This is a genomic window from Vibrio sp. 10N.237.312.B06, assembly GCF_041464685.1.
Lineage (GTDB): Bacteria > Pseudomonadota > Gammaproteobacteria > Enterobacterales > Vibrionaceae > Vibrio > Vibrio tasmaniensis_A.
The window spans coordinates 23,221-39,851 of record NZ_JBFSPI010000016.1; the positions used below are offsets into that span (position 1 = coordinate 23,221).

Here is a 16,631-nt window from a genome sequence, read left to right on the forward strand (position 1 = left end):
CTACTATTGTTATTTAACTTCCGTTTGTACGTACTTTTTACTTACATCTACTAGCGCTATGTCTTTGATAAATTCGCGCCCTAGTAATACAGGGTGACTCATTTGAGAGCGATCCGCCAATGTAAATTGCGCTTTTTCATGGATTTTTCCGACTTTTACCCATAATTCGATCACAGCTCGACGTTCTGTTTGATCATTCGTCGATTGACGGATTTTCACATAACGTACAACGGGCGCTTCGATCCATTTTTGGTCTTCTTTTGCTTGTGCTTTATCTGCCAAATGGAACTTAACCCAATCTTTACCGTTGCGTTCGAATTCTTTGATGTCGACGGCATTTAAAGAAGAGGTGGTTGCGCCAGTATCAACACGAGCATCGAAGCTTTGTTTGATAGAGTCGATCGATACTTTTTCAATACCGCCTAGAATAGTCGGCTGTGATGTAGGAGCGGTAGGTGCAGCTGCAACGGCAACAGGCTCGGCTTCTTTTAGCTCTTCAATGACCCTGTGTTCCATACTGGTCAGGTGAACATCTAATTGACTAGAAAGAGTGGTAATTTCGTCTTCCAAGCTTTCAATATAATCACTTTGATTACTTAGCTGCAGTTCAAGATTTTGAACCTTGTTTGCGATGTTTGTCTCTGAGCGGGAAATAGCGTCGAGAGTTTCTTGATGGTAGGTAGCACCGCTCGTGAGGGTGCAACCAGAGAGCAAACCAACCGCCACGATAGGCGATAATCGCTTAAACATATAAAAACCTTTGGAAATTAGAGAATAGTTCAGACTATTTAGAAGTTTATCCCACAAAAAAGGATGCGTGAAGCATCCTATTGTAAGAGTCTGGTCATCTTGAATCGCAATGTGAGCGCTACGAAAATTATTGTCACTTAAGGGCGCTCACTTATTAAACATGAGCGCAACTTTTGTACAATTAGTTCTCTTTTTTATCAAAATTCCCACATATAAATAACGGTGGCTGTATGACGACAGAGCTTATGGTTTTGTGTAACAGAGCTTAAGGTTTTGTCGCTATTAGAATCGCGCGCCTTGGTGCAGGGTGACCTTCTACGGTTTTACTTGGATCATTAGGATCTAAGTAATCCGGTAAAGAGTTGTGTGTCATCCACTCTGTTGTGCGTTGTTCGCCAATCGTTGTGACATTTTCATCAACGATACGCACGTCTTCAAAGCCTACCTGTTCAAGCCAGCGTTTCAGTGCGCGTGCAGATGGGAAGAAGTAAACGTTTCTCATTTGCGCGTAGCGATCCACAGGCACAAGAACAGCGTTTTCGTCACCTTCAATCACTAACGTTTCAAGTACCAGTTCGCCACCAGATACCAATTGGTCTTTTAGTTGAATCAAATGATCAAGTGGTGAACGGCGGTGGTAAAGCACGCCCATGCTGAATACAGTGTCGTAAGCTTCCAGTTTTGGCAGTTGCTCAATACCTAGAGGTAATAGGTGAGCACGTTGGTCGTCGCCCATCAATTTACGAATGGCTTCAAACTGAACCAAGAATAAGTGAGAAGGGTCGATACCCACCGTCAAGCGAGCGCCTTCACCTAGCATGCGCCACATGTGGTAGCCGTTGCCACAACCTACATCGAGAACCGAACGGTTTTTCAATGGAGAGATATGTGGAAGCACACGATCCCATTTCCAGTCACTGCGCCATTCTGTATCGATATGAATGTCGTGAACTGTGTAAGGGCCTTTTCTCCAAGGGTGGAAAGTCTTCAGTAAGCTTTCTAACTTTTTAAGTTCACCCGTGTGGAACGGTGTAGAGCTGCCAATCGTCACTGAGTTTTTCAGATCAACTTGATCAGGCACACCTTGCGGGATTTTATTCAGTGCACGTAACCAACGGTCGAAGTCGCCGTGTTCTGCATTTTGCCAATCCGTCAGCTGTTGAGGAAGAACATTAAGCCACGGCTGAAGGCGAGTGTCTTGGGCAATGAGTTGATAAAAATTGGCAAAATTAAACATAGTTTTTCACTGAGTTAATAGGGTCAATAAACCCTAAAATAGAAATTAAATTTGTCATTCCCTACAGTGAGGGACGAACATGATAGGGAGTCTCGGTTGATCGTACTTGATAGAGATCCCCAACTCGCTCGTTCCTCGCTCTTGAGGATGACGTTTTAGTACGAGCTGACTGGGTATGTGCGCTATTTAATCGCGAACATTGAACCGAAGTTGAAGCATTGGAACCACACTTCGCTACTTGAGAAGCCAATCTTTTCAAAACGTTGCTTGTGAACTGTAATCGAGTCAGGACGCATCACGTTTTCAATTGCGCTGCGTTTCTGGCTGACTTCAAGCTCGCTGTATCCGTTTGCACGCTTGAAATCATGGTGCAGGTCGATAAGCAGTTCATTTGAACTTTCGTCTTCGAATACGTACTTTTCAGAAAGGATTAAGATTCCGCCCGGGCGTAAGCCTGCATGAATTTTTTCAAGCAGAGAGTATCGGTCGTCAGGAGACAGAAATTGCAGTGTAAAGTTAAGCACCACAACAGAGGCGTCTTTGATTTCCACTTCACGGATGTCGGCTTCAATCACTTCTACCGGTGTGTCACTGCGGTAGGCGTTTACATGCAGCTTACAGCGTTCAACCATGGCTTCTGAATTATCGATAGCGAAAATCGTGCAGCCTTCTTGCTGAATGTGACGACGCATAGAAAGTGTCGCAGCACCAAGCGAGCAGCCAAGGTCGTAAATATTTGAATGTGGCTTTACAAAGCGTTCAGCCAGCATGCCGATTGCAGAGATGATATTGCTATAGCCAGGCACCGAGCGTTGAATCATATCCGGAAATACTTCAGCAACCCTTGCATCAAAGGTGAAGTCTCCAATTTTATCAATAGGAGCGGAAAAGATATTGTCTGTGTTGCTCATGGCATTTTCTCTCGACAGTCAGCGTAATTGGCACAAAATTCATACCAAATAAAAGGGGACGTATTTTACGTAAAAAAAGCGCGGCTGTCACGAAAACTGAGATTGATGAAAGTGAACGCTTGTTAGTAGTTGTTTACTATCAAAACATCGAGATTTGATGGTCGCCTTTTTGAGCAGGAAACTCCGCCAAATTAGGCAAGGTTATCTTTGTGTGTTCAGCAACTTGCGTCTGTAATTGCTTATAGATAGCAATCGCCAACTCAGGGGCGTGATTATTGTCTGGGGTGTGGATCATTAAATAAGGTTGTTTTCCTTCGTTTAACCAAGTCTGTAATTTCGCGAACCAAGGTTTAAAGAAAGCCAGATTGGGTTCCTGATCTGGATGACCAATAAAGCGAACCATCGGATTGTTTGCCGTCGCAATGGCATGAACCGGAACACGTGGTTTCTTTTGATGCGCGTCGATCACCGCTTCTGTGGTTGGTGGTGCGGAGAAAACAGGACGGCTATCCATAATGATGCGATTGATCCCTTCTTCTATCAACCAATGATTGAAACGTTTTTCGGCATCGCCTTTATCAAAGAAACCAAGGTGACGAACTTCAACGCCGAGCTGCATGTCTTTTGGAAACAAGGTACAAAATTTTTGCAGGGCAGGAAGCATGCTAGGTTCGAAGCTATGGGGCAATTGAATCGTCCACTGACCAATGCGCCTATGTAGGGGCGACATGGTGAGCAGAAATTCTTTGAGTTCGGCTTGGCAATGTTTTAAGTGCTGCTGGTGGGTGATGAACTTAGGCAGCTTAAAAGTAAACTTGAAATCATCGTGACTCGCGGCTTTCCAGTTATTGACCGTTGAGACACTGGGTGTCGCATAGAAAGTCGTGTTGCCTTCAACGGTATGAAAAACTTGGGAGTATTTTTCTAAGCGCTCAGCGGCTTTTGTTCCTTTACCATAGAACTGACTTTGCCACTCGGAATGAGACCACATTGTTAACCCAAGTCTTAGAGGTAAAGTGTCCATCGTTTTTGCACCATTAGTCATCACATTACTGCTTTTAATCGAAATGAAAATCTACTGTACGAGAGTTTTGCTGATCAAGGTACTTTCGAGATATAATTATCGCAATTTTTTCGGTTTTGATGAATCTTTGCGCACTTGATGGGCTAAAAATCAGCAAAGCCAGATAAAACACAATAAATTCGAATGTGGAAGGTCGATTTTAAGCGAGTTTCCGCGTATAAATGTTCCTTTGCTCTGTTGTGTGGAATGACCACTGACAGCTTGGAAATTAGTAAATAATTAAGAGATTGGGAAATTCATTATGCGTACCCATTACTGTGGTAACCTGAACAAGTCCCTGGCGGGACAAACTGTAGAGTTGTGCGGCTGGGTAAACCGTCGCCGTGATTTAGGCGGTCTTATCTTTATCGATATGCGAGATCGTGAAGGCGTCGTTCAGGTTGTTGTCGATCCAGATATGAAAGATATCTTCCCGATCGCTAACCAACTGCGTAATGAATTCTGTATCAAGTTTACTGGTGAAGTACGCGTTCGTCCGGACAGCCAAGTAAATAAAGATATGGCGACGGGTGAAGTTGAGCTTTACGCAACTGGCCTTGAGATCATCAACCGTTCAGAAGCGCTTCCACTAGACTTCAACCAAACGAACTCTGAAGAGCAGCGTCTTAAGTACCGTTACATCGATCTTCGTCGTCCAGAAATGAGCGACCGTATCAAGCTTCGTGCGCGTGCTTCTAGCTTCGTTCGTCGTTTCCTAGACGAGAACCTATTCCTAGACATCGAAACGCCAGTACTAACGAAAGCGACACCTGAAGGCGCTCGTGACTACCTAGTACCAAGCCGTGTTCACAAAGGTAGCTTCTACGCACTTCCTCAATCTCCTCAGCTGTTCAAGCAACTGCTGATGATGTCTGGTTTTGACCGTTACTACCAAATCGTTAAATGTTTCCGTGATGAAGATTTACGTGCTGACCGTCAGCCTGAATTTACTCAAATCGATATCGAAACATCTTTCATGACTTCTCAAGAAGTACGTAACGTAACTGAGAAGCTTGTTCACGATATGTGGAAAGAACTTCTAGATGTTGAACTAGGTCAATTCCCAGTAATGCCTTTCTCTGAAGCGATTCGTCGTTTCGGTTCTGATAAGCCAGATCTACGTAACCCACTAGAGTTAGTTGACGTTGCTGACTTGGTTAAAGACGTTGAATTCAAGGTGTTCTCTGGCCCAGCTAACGACGAAAAAGGTCGCGTAGCAGTTATCCGTGTTCCAGGTGGTGCTAAGCTAACTCGTAAGCAAATTGACGGTTACGCTGAACACGTAAACATCTACGGCGCGAAAGGCCTAGCTTGGATGAAGGTTAACGACCGTGCTGCAGGCATGGAAGGTATTCAATCTCCAGTTGCTAAGTTCCTAAGCGAAGACGTAATCAACGGTATTTTAGATCGCACTCAAGCTGAATCTGGCGATATCATTCTGTTTGGCGCAGACAAAGCGGGCATCGTTGCTGAAGCAATGGGCGCACTTCGTATCAAGCTAGGTGATGACTTAGAGCTAACAGACAAGAAAGCGTGGGCTCCACTGTGGGTTATTGATTTCCCAATGTTCGAAGAAGACGGCGAAGGTAACCTACACGCAATGCACCACCCATTCACATCACCACTAGGTGTGAGCGCGGAAGAGCTAATAGCGAATCCAGCAGCAGCAAACTCTGATGCATACGACATGGTAATCAACGGCTACGAAGTAGGCGGCGGTTCGGTACGTATTCACAGCGCAGAAATGCAAACGGCTGTATTCGGTATCTTAGGTATTGAAGCTAAAGAGCAACAAGAGAAGTTCGGCTTCCTACTTGAAGCTCTTAAGTACGGTACGCCACCACACGCAGGTCTAGCATTCGGTCTTGACCGTCTAGCTATGCTTCTTTGTGGTACAGAGAACATCCGTGATGTTATCGCATTCCCGAAAACAACAGCTGCAGCATGTCTGCTAACAGATGCGCCAAGCCTAGCAAACCCAGCATCACTGGAAGAGCTAGCAATCGCTGTTAAATTGGCAGAGAAGAAAGAGCAAGCGTAAGCCTGTTATCTTTCTTGTTGATGAAGAGATCCTAGTTGATAGAGAGCTCTTAATTAATTAGCCAAGATTTGTGAGTAAATTAGAAAATGCCCGTTAATTTGACGGGCATTTTTTTTTGCGTTCGATATACTAAGCTGAAAAGCATGTATAAATAATCAGTATTGAAGTTATGTCTATTATCTTAGGGATTGATCCTGGCTCTCGCATTACCGGCTATGGCGTGATTCGTCAAAATGGTCGCCATCTATATTACTTAGGTAGTGGTTGTATTCGTACTTCCGAAAAAGAATTGCCGGGTCGACTAAAACAGATTTATGCCGGTGTGAGCGAAATCATCACTCAGTTCCAACCGGATGTGTTTGCGATCGAGCAGGTTTTCATGTCGAAGAACGCTGACTCTGCACTTAAGCTTGGACAAGCTCGAGGTAGCGCGATTGTGGCAGCGGTGAATGCAGATTTACCTGTTCATGAATATGCGGCTCGTTTGATCAAACAAGCGGTGACAGGTAATGGTGGCGCTGACAAGTCTATGGTTCAGAACATGGTGATGAGCATGCTCAAGCTACCTGCCAAACCACAGGCTGATGCTGCCGATGCTCTCGGCGTAGCGATCACTCACGCTAACACCAATAAAACCTTGGTTGCACTGGCAGGTAAAGCGACAGGTGCGAGAAAAGGACGCTACCGTTAATCCCCCTATCGCTTTCTAGAAGTTTTCTTTCGATGAGCCTTACGCCCCCGTTTGGCTCATATCAAAACAATACGCACCTAAATCCTTGATGAAATGAGATCTTTCGAACAGAACCCAGATAATAACATTGCGTATCATTTAACATGTTATTAACATTGGTCAGAGGTCTTACAAGTTAATCAAGGATGATCACTGATGAACCCAATCAAGCTGTGGCGCGCGCTGTTTCTACCTAAAAGCAATGGCTGGAGTAACAACGAAGTCAGACAAGCCGATATCTTATTACTCTTCACTTTTATCGCATTCTTCGTGGGTGTCTATAGCTTAATCAAGTGGACTAAGCACGAAGAGCAACTTCTGATCGCCACATCTGTATTTCTTATCGTATTCGAACTGATCTCTGCACTGCTACTTCGTGTGACGAGTAAGCCGAGCTTTGCACTTAACTTTGGTTTTGTCGGCATGGCGGTACACGCGTTGAACATCATTTATCAAAGTGGTGGGGTTGTGGCTTCCACTCAAGCTTATTGGGTGCCGTTGTTAGTAGTCGCTTTTTTCTTGTCAGGAACACGAATTGTGGCTTTGGTGTGGAGTGGACTGGTTATCGGTGTTTCATTAGTGATGACCTCAGCACATCTCAATGGATTTGCATTTCCCCAGCTTGAGTTAACTCCTGATGCGGTAGTGGTAGAAACTTGGTCTGGTGTGATTATGCCGTTGGTGGTGATCTGCATTGCCCAAGCATTTACTGCGAAACAGAAAGAGGTGGCGATCGAAATGGCAGAGGATGCGATTTCAGAAAGCCAACAGATTGCCAATCAAGCGACTCAAAGTGAAGGGCGACTCTCGGTGGTGCTTGATCAAGCTAATTCGAATTCAGAGAGTCTACAAGGTGTTTCGGTTCATTTAGGACAGCAGTCACAAGACTTGCATGCTCAAGTCGAAGTGTTGAATGTCAATTGTGAATCTCAAGCGAGCGCTGCAGAAGAGATGAGCCAACAACTCCATCAAATGACTCAAGGCATCGAAGAATCCAATTCATTTGTAGGTGAACTGAAAGAGCGTAGCGAAGCGGTTGGCACAAAAGCGCAAAAGAGTTCAGAGTCACTAGAAGCCTCAACCAGTGCAATCAGCCAGATCATTCAAAGTAATCAAGAAATCATGAAAGTCGCTGATTTGATCACTTCGGTTGCTGAGCAAACCAACCTGTTAGCACTCAACGCGGCAATCGAAGCTGCGCGTGCAGGTGAAGAGGGACGAGGCTTTGCTGTCGTCGCTGATCAAGTGCGAGAATTATCGGCGAAAAGCAGCCATTCCGCGATAGAGATTCGAACTTTGTTAGACCGCAGTAAAGAAGAAGTTGAACACGGAAGAGCGATTATCGAAACCACGGCAAGCGAGATGAACGGTATTATCTCTGAGGTGCAAACCATATCAACAGATGTTAATCAGCTTACCAATATTATGGCGATGCAGATGAATTCGTTAAAAGAGCTCGATCTCGCCAGTTCAGAAGTTGCCCAAAGTGTGGCGGAAACTAAATCGGTGTCAGGCTTAGTCGCTAATTATGGTTCTGAGCTAACAGGTCATGTGACTTCGGTTAAAGAACTGGTCGCGAGCTTGAACTGCGTGGTCTCGCAAGCCAAGCAAGTCTAAATAATTCACTTCAAAAAACACAAAGAACTGGATAAGTATCCAGTTCTTTTATATTCTGTCCTCCAAATTAAATTCCATCAAGAGAGTGAATTGTGATTGGACGTCTCCGCGGTACATTAATAGAAAAACAGCCACCAGAATTATTGATTGAAGTCAGTGGTGTTGGTTATGAAGTTCAAATGCCAATGAGCTGTTTTTATGAGTTACCAAACGTAGGCGAAGAAGCAATTATCTACACTCATTTTGTGGTACGTGAAGATGCTCAGCTACTTTATGGTTTTAACACGGTTAAAGAGCGCGCCTTGTTCCGTGAAGTGATTAAAGCGAATGGTGTCGGTCCTAAACTTGGTCTTGGGATTCTTTCAGGCATGACCGCTAGCCAATTCGTTCAAAGTGTTGAACGAGAAGATATCTCAACGCTGGTTAAACTGCCGGGTGTTGGTAAGAAAACCGCAGAACGTCTGGTCGTTGAAATGAAAGACCGCCTGAAAGGGTGGGGCGCAGGTGACCTGTTTACACCTGCAACAGATGCAGCGCCAATGGACTCTATGCCAACGGTGCACGACGCGGAAGAAGAAGCGGTAAGTGCACTACTTGCATTAGGCTACAAGCCGACCCAAGCTTCTAAGGTGGTTTCTCAAGTGGCTAAAGATGGCATGACAAGTGAACAATTGATTCGCGAAGCACTAAAGTCGATGGTTTAATACCTCATATACTTGTTCTACAAAATAGACTCATTCACTTTGCCTTTACACAGAGTCAAGAAGCGCAGAGTCAGGAAGAGCAGAGTTAGGAATAACAGAATTTATGATTGAAGCCGATCGCCTGATTGCACCGGATAATCCGGTCTTTAAAGATGAAGATGTCATTGATCGCGCAATACGCCCTAAAGCACTTGCCGACTATCAAGGTCAGGACCACGTTCGTAACCAGATGGAGATTTTCATTCAAGCCGCTCAAATGCGAAATGAAGCTCTGGATCATCTGTTGATTTTTGGCCCTCCCGGTTTAGGTAAAACCACATTGGCAAACATTGTTGCCAATGAAATGGATGTGAGCATCCGTACCACTTCAGGCCCTGTTCTTGAGAAAGCCGGTGACCTTGCGGCGCTACTGACTAACCTTGAAGAAAATGATGTGCTGTTCATTGATGAGATCCACCGCTTAAGCCCTGTGGTTGAAGAGGTTCTGTATCCAGCAATGGAAGATTACCAATTAGATATCATGATTGGTGAAGGCCCTGCGGCTCGCTCTATCAAGATTGACCTTCCTCCTTTTACTTTGATTGGCGCAACCACTCGTGCTGGCTCACTAACATCGCCATTACGTGACCGTTTTGGTATTACTCAGCGTCTTGAGTACTACAAGGTTGAAGACCTTCAAAATATCGTTCAGCGCAGTGCAGATTGCCTTGGACTTTCATTGGAGTCGGATGGGGCATTAGAAATTGCTCGTCGTGCTCGTGGTACACCGCGTATCGCGAACCGCTTATTACGCCGTGTACGAGATTATGCGGAAGTGAAAGGCGACGGACATATTTGCCCAGACGTAGCGGATAAGGCACTCAATATGTTGGACGTTGATGCCAAAGGCTTTGACTACATGGACAGAAAGCTTCTGCTTGCGATCATGGAGAAGTTTGGTGGTGGTCCGGTTGGTATCGACAACATGGCAGCTGCGATTGGTGAAGAGAGAGACACCATTGAAGATGTGTTGGAGCCTTACTTGATTCAGCAAGGTTACTTACAAAGAACGCCAAGAGGTCGAATCGCGACCGACAGAGCGTATTTACACTTTGGAATAGATAAACCGTCTAATCGTTAAATTATTCATTTTCAAAGATCCCAGTTGCATAAGCGCTGGGATTTTTTTGCTTTTTATTGAATAACAACTCTTTGAGCGATTCGATAAAAAGGCTGAATAGCCTCTGTCAAAAATGAAAACTTTGATTGCAGGTTTGATTTAGCTAGCAAAAAATGAAATAAGTTGTCATATTTTTTGTTAATACTTTATAGGTAGTTGTAATTCGTATGTTGAAGTGGTGCTGAGCTTTTGTCACAGATATCATGCGCTGTTATTAACAGAGGCTAAATTGGTGTGATTTTAATCATGATTGTACAAAAATAACTCTAATTTGCTCGAATAAAATTGATACAAATCAACGCAAGGTTCTCCTATAAACCTTTTGAAACATACTGATTTTACCAGTAATATTAGCGCCAGCTATATTAGCTCATGCTTAACAATAATCTAACTATAACGGTACGTTTTTGCTACAAATTTCAATTTGTAATAACAATTACACAAATTGTTTTAACATGGATTTTTGCGGTGAATAATCACACAAGTGTCATTCAGCCGACACAAAGGAGTTACCATGATTGATGTTGTTGATCTGTCGCGATTGCAATTTGCATTTACAGCGATGTATCACTTCCTATTTGTTCCACTGACTTTAGGTATGGCATTTCTACTTGCCATTATGGAGTCAGTTTATGTAATGACTGGCAAGCAAATTTACAAGGACATGACTAAGTTCTGGGGTAAATTGTTTGGTATTAACTTTGCTCTTGGTGTAGCGACAGGCTTAACCATGGAGTTCCAGTTCGGTACTAACTGGTCTTACTATTCTCACTATGTTGGCGACATCTTTGGTGCTCCGCTGGCTATCGAAGCGCTTGTTGCATTCTTCCTAGAGTCTACTTTTGTTGGTCTTTTCTTCTTCGGTTGGGACAGATTGTCGAAGCGTCAGCACTTAGCGGTAACGTGGTTAGTAGCTCTTGGTTCTAACTTCTCTGCGCTTTGGATTTTGGTAGCGAACGGCTGGATGCAAAACCCAGTGGGTGCGGAATTTAACTTTGAAACCATGCGTATGGAAATGGTGAGCTTCGCTGAAGTTGTCCTAAACCCAGTAGCGCAGGTTAAATTCGTACACACAGTAGCGTCTGGTTACACAACGGGTGCAATGTTCATCCTTGGTATCAGCTCATACTACATTCTTAAAGGTCGTGACCTTGCCTTTGCTCGTCGCTCTTTTGCGATTGCAGCATCTTTCGGTATGGCGGCAATCTTGTCAGTAATCGTGCTAGGTGATGAATCTGGTTACGAGCTTGGTGAAGTTCAAAAAGTGAAGCTAGCAGCTATTGAAGCTGAATGGCACACTGAAGAAGCACCGGCCGCGTTCACTGTATTTGGTGTTCCAAACCAAGAAACCATGCACACAGACTACGCAATTAAGATCCCTTACGTTATGGGTATTATTGCAACACGTTCTTTTGATACAGAAGTAACAGGACTACGTGACTTGCGCGACGATCACGTTGATCGTATTCGTACCGGTATGTATGCGTATGAGTTGCTTGAAAAGCTACGTGGTGGTGACCGTTCAGAAGAGAACAAAGCGGCATTTGACGAAGTAAAAGGTGACCTAGGTTACGGTCTGCTTCTTAAGCGCTACACAGACGATGTTGTTGATGCAACAGAAGACCAAATCCAAATGGCTGCGGATGATTCTATCCCAACAGTTTGGCCTCTATTCTGGTCGTTCCGTCTGATGGTTGCTTGTGGCTTCATCATGCTGTTTGTATTCGGTGCGGCGTTTGTTCAAACGTGTCGTCAGAAGATCGAACAGAAACCATGGGTACTTAAAGCGGCGCTATTCTCAATCCCACTACCTTGGATTGCGATTGAAGCAGGTTGGTTTGTTGCTGAATTTGGTCGTCAACCATGGGCGGTTGGTGAAATCCTGCCGGTTAACGTTGCTGCATCAGCACTGACTATTGAACAGCTTTGGACTTCTCTATTTGCAATTCTTGCACTGTACACAGTGTTCTTGATTGCTGAAGTTTACCTAATGCTGAAATTCGCACGTAAAGGTCCAAGTAGCTTAAAGACAGGCCGTTACCACTTTGAACAAAACGATAACTCTGTTGAAGACAAAGTTAGCCGTTCAGTCGAAGTATAAGTGAGGGAATATTATGTTTGATTACGAAAGCTTACGACTTATTTGGTGGGTATTGATCGGTGTTCTACTGGTTGGTTTCGCCGTAACTGACGGCTTTGACATGGGTGTTGCTGCTCTTTCACCGGTTATCGGTAAGAGCGACACTGAACGTCGTATTATGCTGAATACTATTGCCCCTCACTGGGATGGCAACCAAGTATGGCTAATTACGGCTGGTGGTGCATTGTTCGCTGCATGGCCATTGGTTTACGCAACGTCGTTTTCTGGTTTCTACTTCGCAATGTACGTGACGCTAGCAGCACTTTGGCTACGTCCACTTGCGCTTGATTACCGCTCAAAGATTGAAGAGCCAAAATGGCGTAAGGCATGGGACTACGCACTTTGCTTTAGTGGCACAGTTCCGCCAATCATCTTCGGTGTAGCATTTGGTAATTTACTACAAGGTGTTCCATTCGAGCTGAACTACCTGATGATGTCTAAGTACCATGGTACGTTCTTCGCTCTGCTAAACCCGTTTGCATTGCTATGTGGCGTGTTGGCTCTGATGTTGTTCGTGATGCAAGGTGCAACATGGCTTCAAATGAAGACAACAGAAGAACTGCACAGCCGCGCACGTAACGTTGCTCAGATCACTGGCCTAATTGCTATTGCTCTGTTCGTTATCGGTGGTTTCTGGGTTCAATCTATCGAAGGCTATGTAATTACAAGCACGATAGACACGTTTGCTGATTCAAACCCACTAAATAAAGAAGTATCACCTCAAGTTGGTGCTTGGATGACAAACTTCGAAACGTATCCAGCAATGTGGGCTGCGCCGATTCTTGGTGTAGTAATGCCACTGCTTGCTGTGATTGCATCTCGCTTTGAGCGTGGTGGTTTCGCATTCTTGTTCTCAAGTCTATCTAACGCTGGTGTTATTCTAACGGCTGGTTTTGCAATGTTCCCATTCGTAATGCCATCAAGCTGGAACCCTAACCATAGCTTGACTATGTGGGATTCAACAGCAAGTGAGCTAACGCTTGGTCTTATGACTGGAGTTGCGGCGGTAATGGTTCCTGTGATTCTTGGCTACACAACGTGGACATACTACAAAATGTTCGGTCGTCTAGATAAGAAACACATCGAAGATAACGACGTTTCAGCTTACTAAGCTAGAAGTTAAATAACTTAGGAGAAATTTTATGTGGTATTTCGCATGGATTTTGGGTGTACTTCTAGCATGTGCATTCGGCATCATCAATGCTCTATGGTTAGAGCATTCAGAAATGATGGATAAAGATAGTGAGTAATCTCGCAGAGCAAATCGCTAAACTGCATCAACCAATGGATAAGACTCTGTTAAGAGCTTTATCTCTAGTATTGGGTTTCATGCATGTAGGTTTAGTGATGTGGGAACCTGAAGCGTATGCGACAAGCATCGGTGGCTTTAACGCGATCATCGGGCCAATGTTCATTTGGGCTGCATGTTCAAGCATGGTTTACGGTATCGGATTTAAGCCGAGAGCTTGGATGTGGCAGGTACTGTTCAGCCCATACGTTTCACTCACAATTTTGCTCTACCTAACGGTGCTGCGCCTTTTATAAAAGGCAAAGGATTTAGGTTCATAACGACGTGAACCTTTATACTTGTTGGGTTTTTAGCCAAAAAGAGGTCATCTTATACAGATGGCCTTTTTTTTCGTCTCTTAAATCAAAAAATTCACAGCGATATACTATTAATGATAAGGAGTTAGGTTATAGTGAGATCTTTATCGTTTTGAATTGTGGTATCAAATTGCAGGGATTATCTAAGCCATTTACGTGGCCAGTGACAGTGTATTGCGAAGACACCGATGCAGGTGGTGTTGTATACCATTCAAACTATCTTAAGTTTTTCGAACGCGCTCGAACTGAGATGTTGCGCTCAATTGGCGTCTCTCAGCAAGTCTTGTTAGAACAAAATATCGGTTTTGTAGTCCGACATATGGACATCGATTTTATTCAAGGTGCGCGCCTTGATGATTCTTTACAAGTCATTACAAATATTTACGAGTTGAAGCGAGCTACCTTAGTCTTCTGTCAAGAGATCGTAAATCCTGATGGCAAAGCATTGTGTAAAGCAATGGTTAAGGTAGCATGTATCGACAATCAAAAAATGAAACCCAAAGCAATGCCAACATTTATTCTCACGGAGCTAACGAATAGTGACTGCTGAAATCTCAATCTTAGGCCTAATTTTAGAAGCTAGCTTACTAGTTAAGATGGTCATGCTAATTCTCATGGGCATGTCTGTTGTTTCTTGGGCGATGATCATCAAACGAAGCAAAGTATTATCTCAAGCTACTAAACAAACTGACGTGTTTGAAGATAAGTTCTGGTCTGGTGTTGATCTCGCTAAATTGTATCAGGAGAGTAATAAGCGCAAAGACGAACTCTCTGGTACTGAAGAGATTTTCTACGCCGGCTTCACAGAGTTTGCTCGCCTTCGAAAATCAAATGCAGCGTCTCCAGACTTCATAATGGAAGGCACTGGTCGTGCAATGCGTGTTGCGGTTGCCCGCGAAGTTGATGAACTGGAAACTAACTTACCTTTTTTGGCGACTGTCGGTTCTATCAGCCCATACATCGGCCTATTTGGTACGGTTTGGGGCATCATGCACTCATTCATCGCATTAGGTGAAGTGAAGCAAGCGACATTAGCAATGGTTGCTCCTGGTATTGCAGAAGCACTGATCGCGACAGCAATGGGTCTATTCGCTGCGATTCCAGCAGTAATGGCGTACAACCGCTTCAGCAGCCGAGTAGGCAAGCTAGAGCACAACTACGCGACTTTCTCTGAAGAGTTTCACAGTATTCTTCACCGTCAAGCGATGGCTGGCAGGGAATAATAGATGGCCGGATACCAACCTAAAAAACGCAAAATGACAGCAGAGATTAACGTTGTACCTTACATCGACGTTATGCTTGTTTTGCTGATCATTTTTATGGTGACTTCGCCATTCGTTACTCAAGGCGTAGATGTTGAATTGCCTAAGGCTTCAACGGCTCAGTCTGCACAAGATCTATTGGGTGACGACAATGCGAGCTTTATTATCGTTGAAGTGAACAAAGACGGTGAGCTTGGTTTGAGTGTGAACAACGAAGAAGTACAGCGTGGTTTATCGATGGAAGACATTATCGTCCGAGTGAAAGCTGAGCTGTCTCTTAAGCCAAACTCTCCAGTGGCTGTTGGTGGTGATGCCGCAACGCCTTACGCTGAAGTGGTTTTATTACTTGATGAATTAAGCCGTGCAGGTGTGCCAAAGGTTGGCCTATTAACGGATATAAGGGAATAGCTCCGTAGCATTCATGAAAGCGAATAATAAGAAATCCAATAATTTTAGATCACCGCTTCTTATCTCTCTTGGGCTGCACGTCATCTTATTCGTTGCGCTTATTTGGGGGGCGGATTTCACGATGTCGGAACCAAAGCCTACTGGGCAGATGGTTCAAGCCGTGGTGATTGATCCTCAGTTGGTTCGCCAACAAGCTCAACAGATTCGCCAACAAAGAGAAGCGGCGAGCAAAAAAGAGCAAGAGCGTTTAGATAAACTAAGACGTGAAAGCGAACGACTTGAAAAAAATCGTAAAGCTGAAGAAGAGAACATTCGAAAGCTGAAAGAAAAGCAAGCTAAAGAAGCCAAAGCGGCTCGCGACGCGGAAAAGCGTCGAGTTGAAAATGAAAAGCAACGTAAAGTTGAAGAGGCTCGCTTAAAACAAGAGAAAAAGAAAGCCGCTAAAGCAGAAGCTGATCGTAAGTTGAAAGAAGCCGCGGTTGTGAAAGCAGAGAAAGAACGCAAGGCAAAAGAAGCGGCCATTGCTAAAGCTGAACAAGAACGCGTGGCGAAAGAAAAAGCCGCGAAAGAGGCCGCTGAAAAAGCCCGTAAAGAAAAAGAAGCCGCTGAGCGTGCTGAGAAACAACGTATAGCGAAAGAGAAAGAAGCGGCATTGAATGATATTTTTGCTGGGCTTGAAACTGAAGCGACTCAAAACTCTTCAGCTAGACAACAATTTATTAGTGATGAAGCGCAGCATTATGGTGCTATCTATACCCAACTCATTCAACAAAACTTGTTGTTAGAAGACAGCTACAGAGGTCGTTCATGTCGAGTGAACCTAAAGCTTATTCCAACGGGATCTAATGCGATATTAGGTAGATTGAGTATCTTAGATGGTGACAGTCGCTTATGTGCGGCAACGAAGCGTGCGGTAGCACAAGTGCAATCTTACCCGTTACCTAAGGACCCAGACATTATAAAATCACTGAAAGACATTAACTTAACTGTATCACCAGAGTAAA

General features: G+C 44.2%; 17 protein-coding genes. 13 read left to right on the forward strand and 4 right to left on the reverse strand.

Translation table 11 applies throughout. The annotated features are described in order from the left end of the window. Positions 1–9: 9 nt before the first annotated feature. The 4 genes from AB6C75_RS06440 to AB6C75_RS06455 all read right to left on the reverse strand — a co-directional run bounded on the left by AB6C75_RS06440 (position 10) and on the right by AB6C75_RS06455 (position 3,943). Positions 10–750, reverse strand: a complete 741-nt coding sequence (locus tag AB6C75_RS06440) for an ATP-dependent zinc protease (protein WP_009846364.1) — start codon at positions 748–750, stop codon at positions 10–12. A gap of 265 nt (positions 751–1,015) precedes the next feature. Continuing rightward, positions 1,016–1,987 carry a tRNA 5-methoxyuridine(34)/uridine 5-oxyacetic acid(34) synthase CmoB gene (gene cmoB / locus AB6C75_RS06445; protein WP_372107385.1) on the reverse strand — a complete coding sequence of 324 codons (972 nt, stop codon included), beginning with the start codon at positions 1,985–1,987 and terminating at the stop codon, positions 1,016–1,018. Positions 1,988–2,169: 182 nt separating this feature from the next. Continuing rightward, positions 2,170–2,898 carry a carboxy-S-adenosyl-L-methionine synthase CmoA gene (cmoA, locus tag AB6C75_RS06450; RefSeq protein ID WP_122046862.1) on the reverse strand — a complete coding sequence of 243 codons (729 nt, stop codon included), beginning with the start codon at positions 2,896–2,898 and terminating at the stop codon, positions 2,170–2,172. A 139-nt stretch (positions 2,899–3,037) separates the two neighbouring features. Further along, on the reverse strand, positions 3,038–3,943 hold the full coding sequence (locus tag AB6C75_RS06455) for a DUF72 domain-containing protein (RefSeq protein WP_372107387.1): 906 nt from the start codon (positions 3,941–3,943) through the stop codon (positions 3,038–3,040). A 280-nt stretch (positions 3,944–4,223) separates the two neighbouring features. Between AB6C75_RS06455 and aspS the strand changes: the two genes are divergently transcribed. The 13 genes from aspS to tolA all read left to right on the forward strand — a co-directional run bounded on the left by aspS (position 4,224) and on the right by tolA (position 16,630). After that, positions 4,224–6,002: an aspartate--tRNA ligase gene (gene aspS / locus AB6C75_RS06460; protein ID WP_372107389.1), complete on the forward strand. Its 1,779-nt coding sequence runs from the start codon at positions 4,224–4,226 to the stop codon at positions 6,000–6,002. A 169-nt stretch (positions 6,003–6,171) separates the two neighbouring features. Further along, positions 6,172–6,693, forward strand: coding sequence for a crossover junction endodeoxyribonuclease RuvC (ruvC, locus tag AB6C75_RS06465; RefSeq protein ID WP_009846369.1), 522 nt, complete (start codon positions 6,172–6,174; stop codon positions 6,691–6,693). Positions 6,694–6,888: 195 nt separating this feature from the next. Continuing rightward, on the forward strand, positions 6,889–8,349 hold the full coding sequence (locus AB6C75_RS06470; RefSeq protein WP_372107391.1) for a methyl-accepting chemotaxis protein: 1,461 nt from the start codon (positions 6,889–6,891) through the stop codon (positions 8,347–8,349). A gap of 92 nt (positions 8,350–8,441) precedes the next feature. Further along, positions 8,442–9,053, forward strand: coding sequence for a Holliday junction branch migration protein RuvA (gene ruvA / locus AB6C75_RS06475; RefSeq protein WP_009846371.1), 612 nt, complete (start codon positions 8,442–8,444; stop codon positions 9,051–9,053). Between the two features lie 103 nt (positions 9,054–9,156). Next, positions 9,157–10,173, forward strand: a complete 1,017-nt coding sequence (gene ruvB, locus AB6C75_RS06480; protein ID WP_102533813.1) for a Holliday junction branch migration DNA helicase RuvB — start codon at positions 9,157–9,159, stop codon at positions 10,171–10,173. A gap of 553 nt (positions 10,174–10,726) precedes the next feature. Then, a complete protein-coding gene (cydA, locus tag AB6C75_RS06485; RefSeq protein ID WP_009846373.1) occupies positions 10,727–12,313 on the forward strand; it encodes a cytochrome ubiquinol oxidase subunit I in 1,587 nt (528 codons plus the stop codon). A 13-nt stretch (positions 12,314–12,326) separates the two neighbouring features. Then, positions 12,327–13,463: a cytochrome d ubiquinol oxidase subunit II gene (gene cydB, locus AB6C75_RS06490; protein WP_017104274.1), complete on the forward strand. Its 1,137-nt coding sequence runs from the start codon at positions 12,327–12,329 to the stop codon at positions 13,461–13,463. Positions 13,464–13,494: 31 nt separating this feature from the next. Next, the gene (gene cydX / locus AB6C75_RS06495) at positions 13,495–13,602 is read left to right on the forward strand and encodes a cytochrome bd-I oxidase subunit CydX (protein WP_000270284.1); all 108 of its coding nucleotides are present in this window, start codon (positions 13,495–13,497) and stop codon (positions 13,600–13,602) included. After that, the gene (gene ybgE, locus AB6C75_RS06500; protein ID WP_102250075.1) at positions 13,595–13,897 is read left to right on the forward strand and encodes a cyd operon protein YbgE; all 303 of its coding nucleotides are present in this window, start codon (positions 13,595–13,597) and stop codon (positions 13,895–13,897) included. Before cydX ends, ybgE begins: the two co-directional genes overlap by 8 nt. A 172-nt stretch (positions 13,898–14,069) precedes the next feature. Then, positions 14,070–14,507, forward strand: coding sequence for a tol-pal system-associated acyl-CoA thioesterase (gene ybgC / locus AB6C75_RS06505; RefSeq protein WP_372100050.1), 438 nt, complete (start codon positions 14,070–14,072; stop codon positions 14,505–14,507). Beyond that, positions 14,497–15,180 (forward strand): protein TolQ, encoded by a 684-nt coding sequence (gene tolQ / locus AB6C75_RS06510; RefSeq protein WP_009846377.1) that lies wholly within the window; start codon positions 14,497–14,499, stop codon positions 15,178–15,180. The genes ybgC and tolQ overlap by 11 nt, the downstream gene beginning before the upstream one ends. Positions 15,181–15,183: 3 nt before the next feature. After that, positions 15,184–15,627, forward strand: coding sequence for a protein TolR (gene tolR / locus AB6C75_RS06515; RefSeq protein ID WP_004736481.1), 444 nt, complete (start codon positions 15,184–15,186; stop codon positions 15,625–15,627). A 13-nt stretch (positions 15,628–15,640) separates the two neighbouring features. Continuing rightward, positions 15,641–16,630 (forward strand): cell envelope integrity protein TolA, encoded by a 990-nt coding sequence (gene tolA / locus AB6C75_RS06520; RefSeq protein ID WP_372107395.1) that lies wholly within the window; start codon positions 15,641–15,643, stop codon positions 16,628–16,630. Position 16,631 lies beyond the last annotated feature (1 nt).

Excerpts from the sequence above, each read along its gene's own strand:
- AB6C75_RS06470 (WP_372107391.1), top strand. The coding sequence starts at position 6,889 with ATGAACCCAATCAAGCTGTGGCGCGCGCTGTTTCTACCTAAAAGCAAT.
- ruvC (WP_009846369.1), top strand. The coding sequence starts at position 6,172 with ATGTCTATTATCTTAGGGATTGATCCTGGCTCTCGCATTACCGGCTAT.
- tolA (WP_372107395.1), top strand. The coding sequence starts at position 15,641 with ATGAAAGCGAATAATAAGAAATCCAATAATTTTAGATCACCGCTTCTT.
- AB6C75_RS06455 (WP_372107387.1), bottom strand. The coding sequence starts at position 3,943 with ATGACTAATGGTGCAAAAACGATGGACACTTTACCTCTAAGACTTGGG.
- ruvB (WP_102533813.1), top strand. The coding sequence starts at position 9,157 with ATGATTGAAGCCGATCGCCTGATTGCACCGGATAATCCGGTCTTTAAA.
- cydB (WP_017104274.1), top strand. The coding sequence starts at position 12,327 with ATGTTTGATTACGAAAGCTTACGACTTATTTGGTGGGTATTGATCGGT.
- cydX (WP_000270284.1), top strand. The coding sequence starts at position 13,495 with ATGTGGTATTTCGCATGGATTTTGGGTGTACTTCTAGCATGTGCATTC.
- cmoA (WP_122046862.1), bottom strand. The coding sequence starts at position 2,898 with ATGAGCAACACAGACAATATCTTTTCCGCTCCTATTGATAAAATTGGA.
- AB6C75_RS06440 (WP_009846364.1), bottom strand. The coding sequence starts at position 750 with ATGTTTAAGCGATTATCGCCTATCGTGGCGGTTGGTTTGCTCTCTGGT.
- cmoB (WP_372107385.1), bottom strand. The coding sequence starts at position 1,987 with ATGTTTAATTTTGCCAATTTTTATCAACTCATTGCCCAAGACACTCGC.
- cydA (WP_009846373.1), top strand. The coding sequence starts at position 10,727 with ATGATTGATGTTGTTGATCTGTCGCGATTGCAATTTGCATTTACAGCG.
- aspS (WP_372107389.1), top strand. The coding sequence starts at position 4,224 with ATGCGTACCCATTACTGTGGTAACCTGAACAAGTCCCTGGCGGGACAA.
- tolR (WP_004736481.1), top strand. The coding sequence starts at position 15,184 with ATGGCCGGATACCAACCTAAAAAACGCAAAATGACAGCAGAGATTAAC.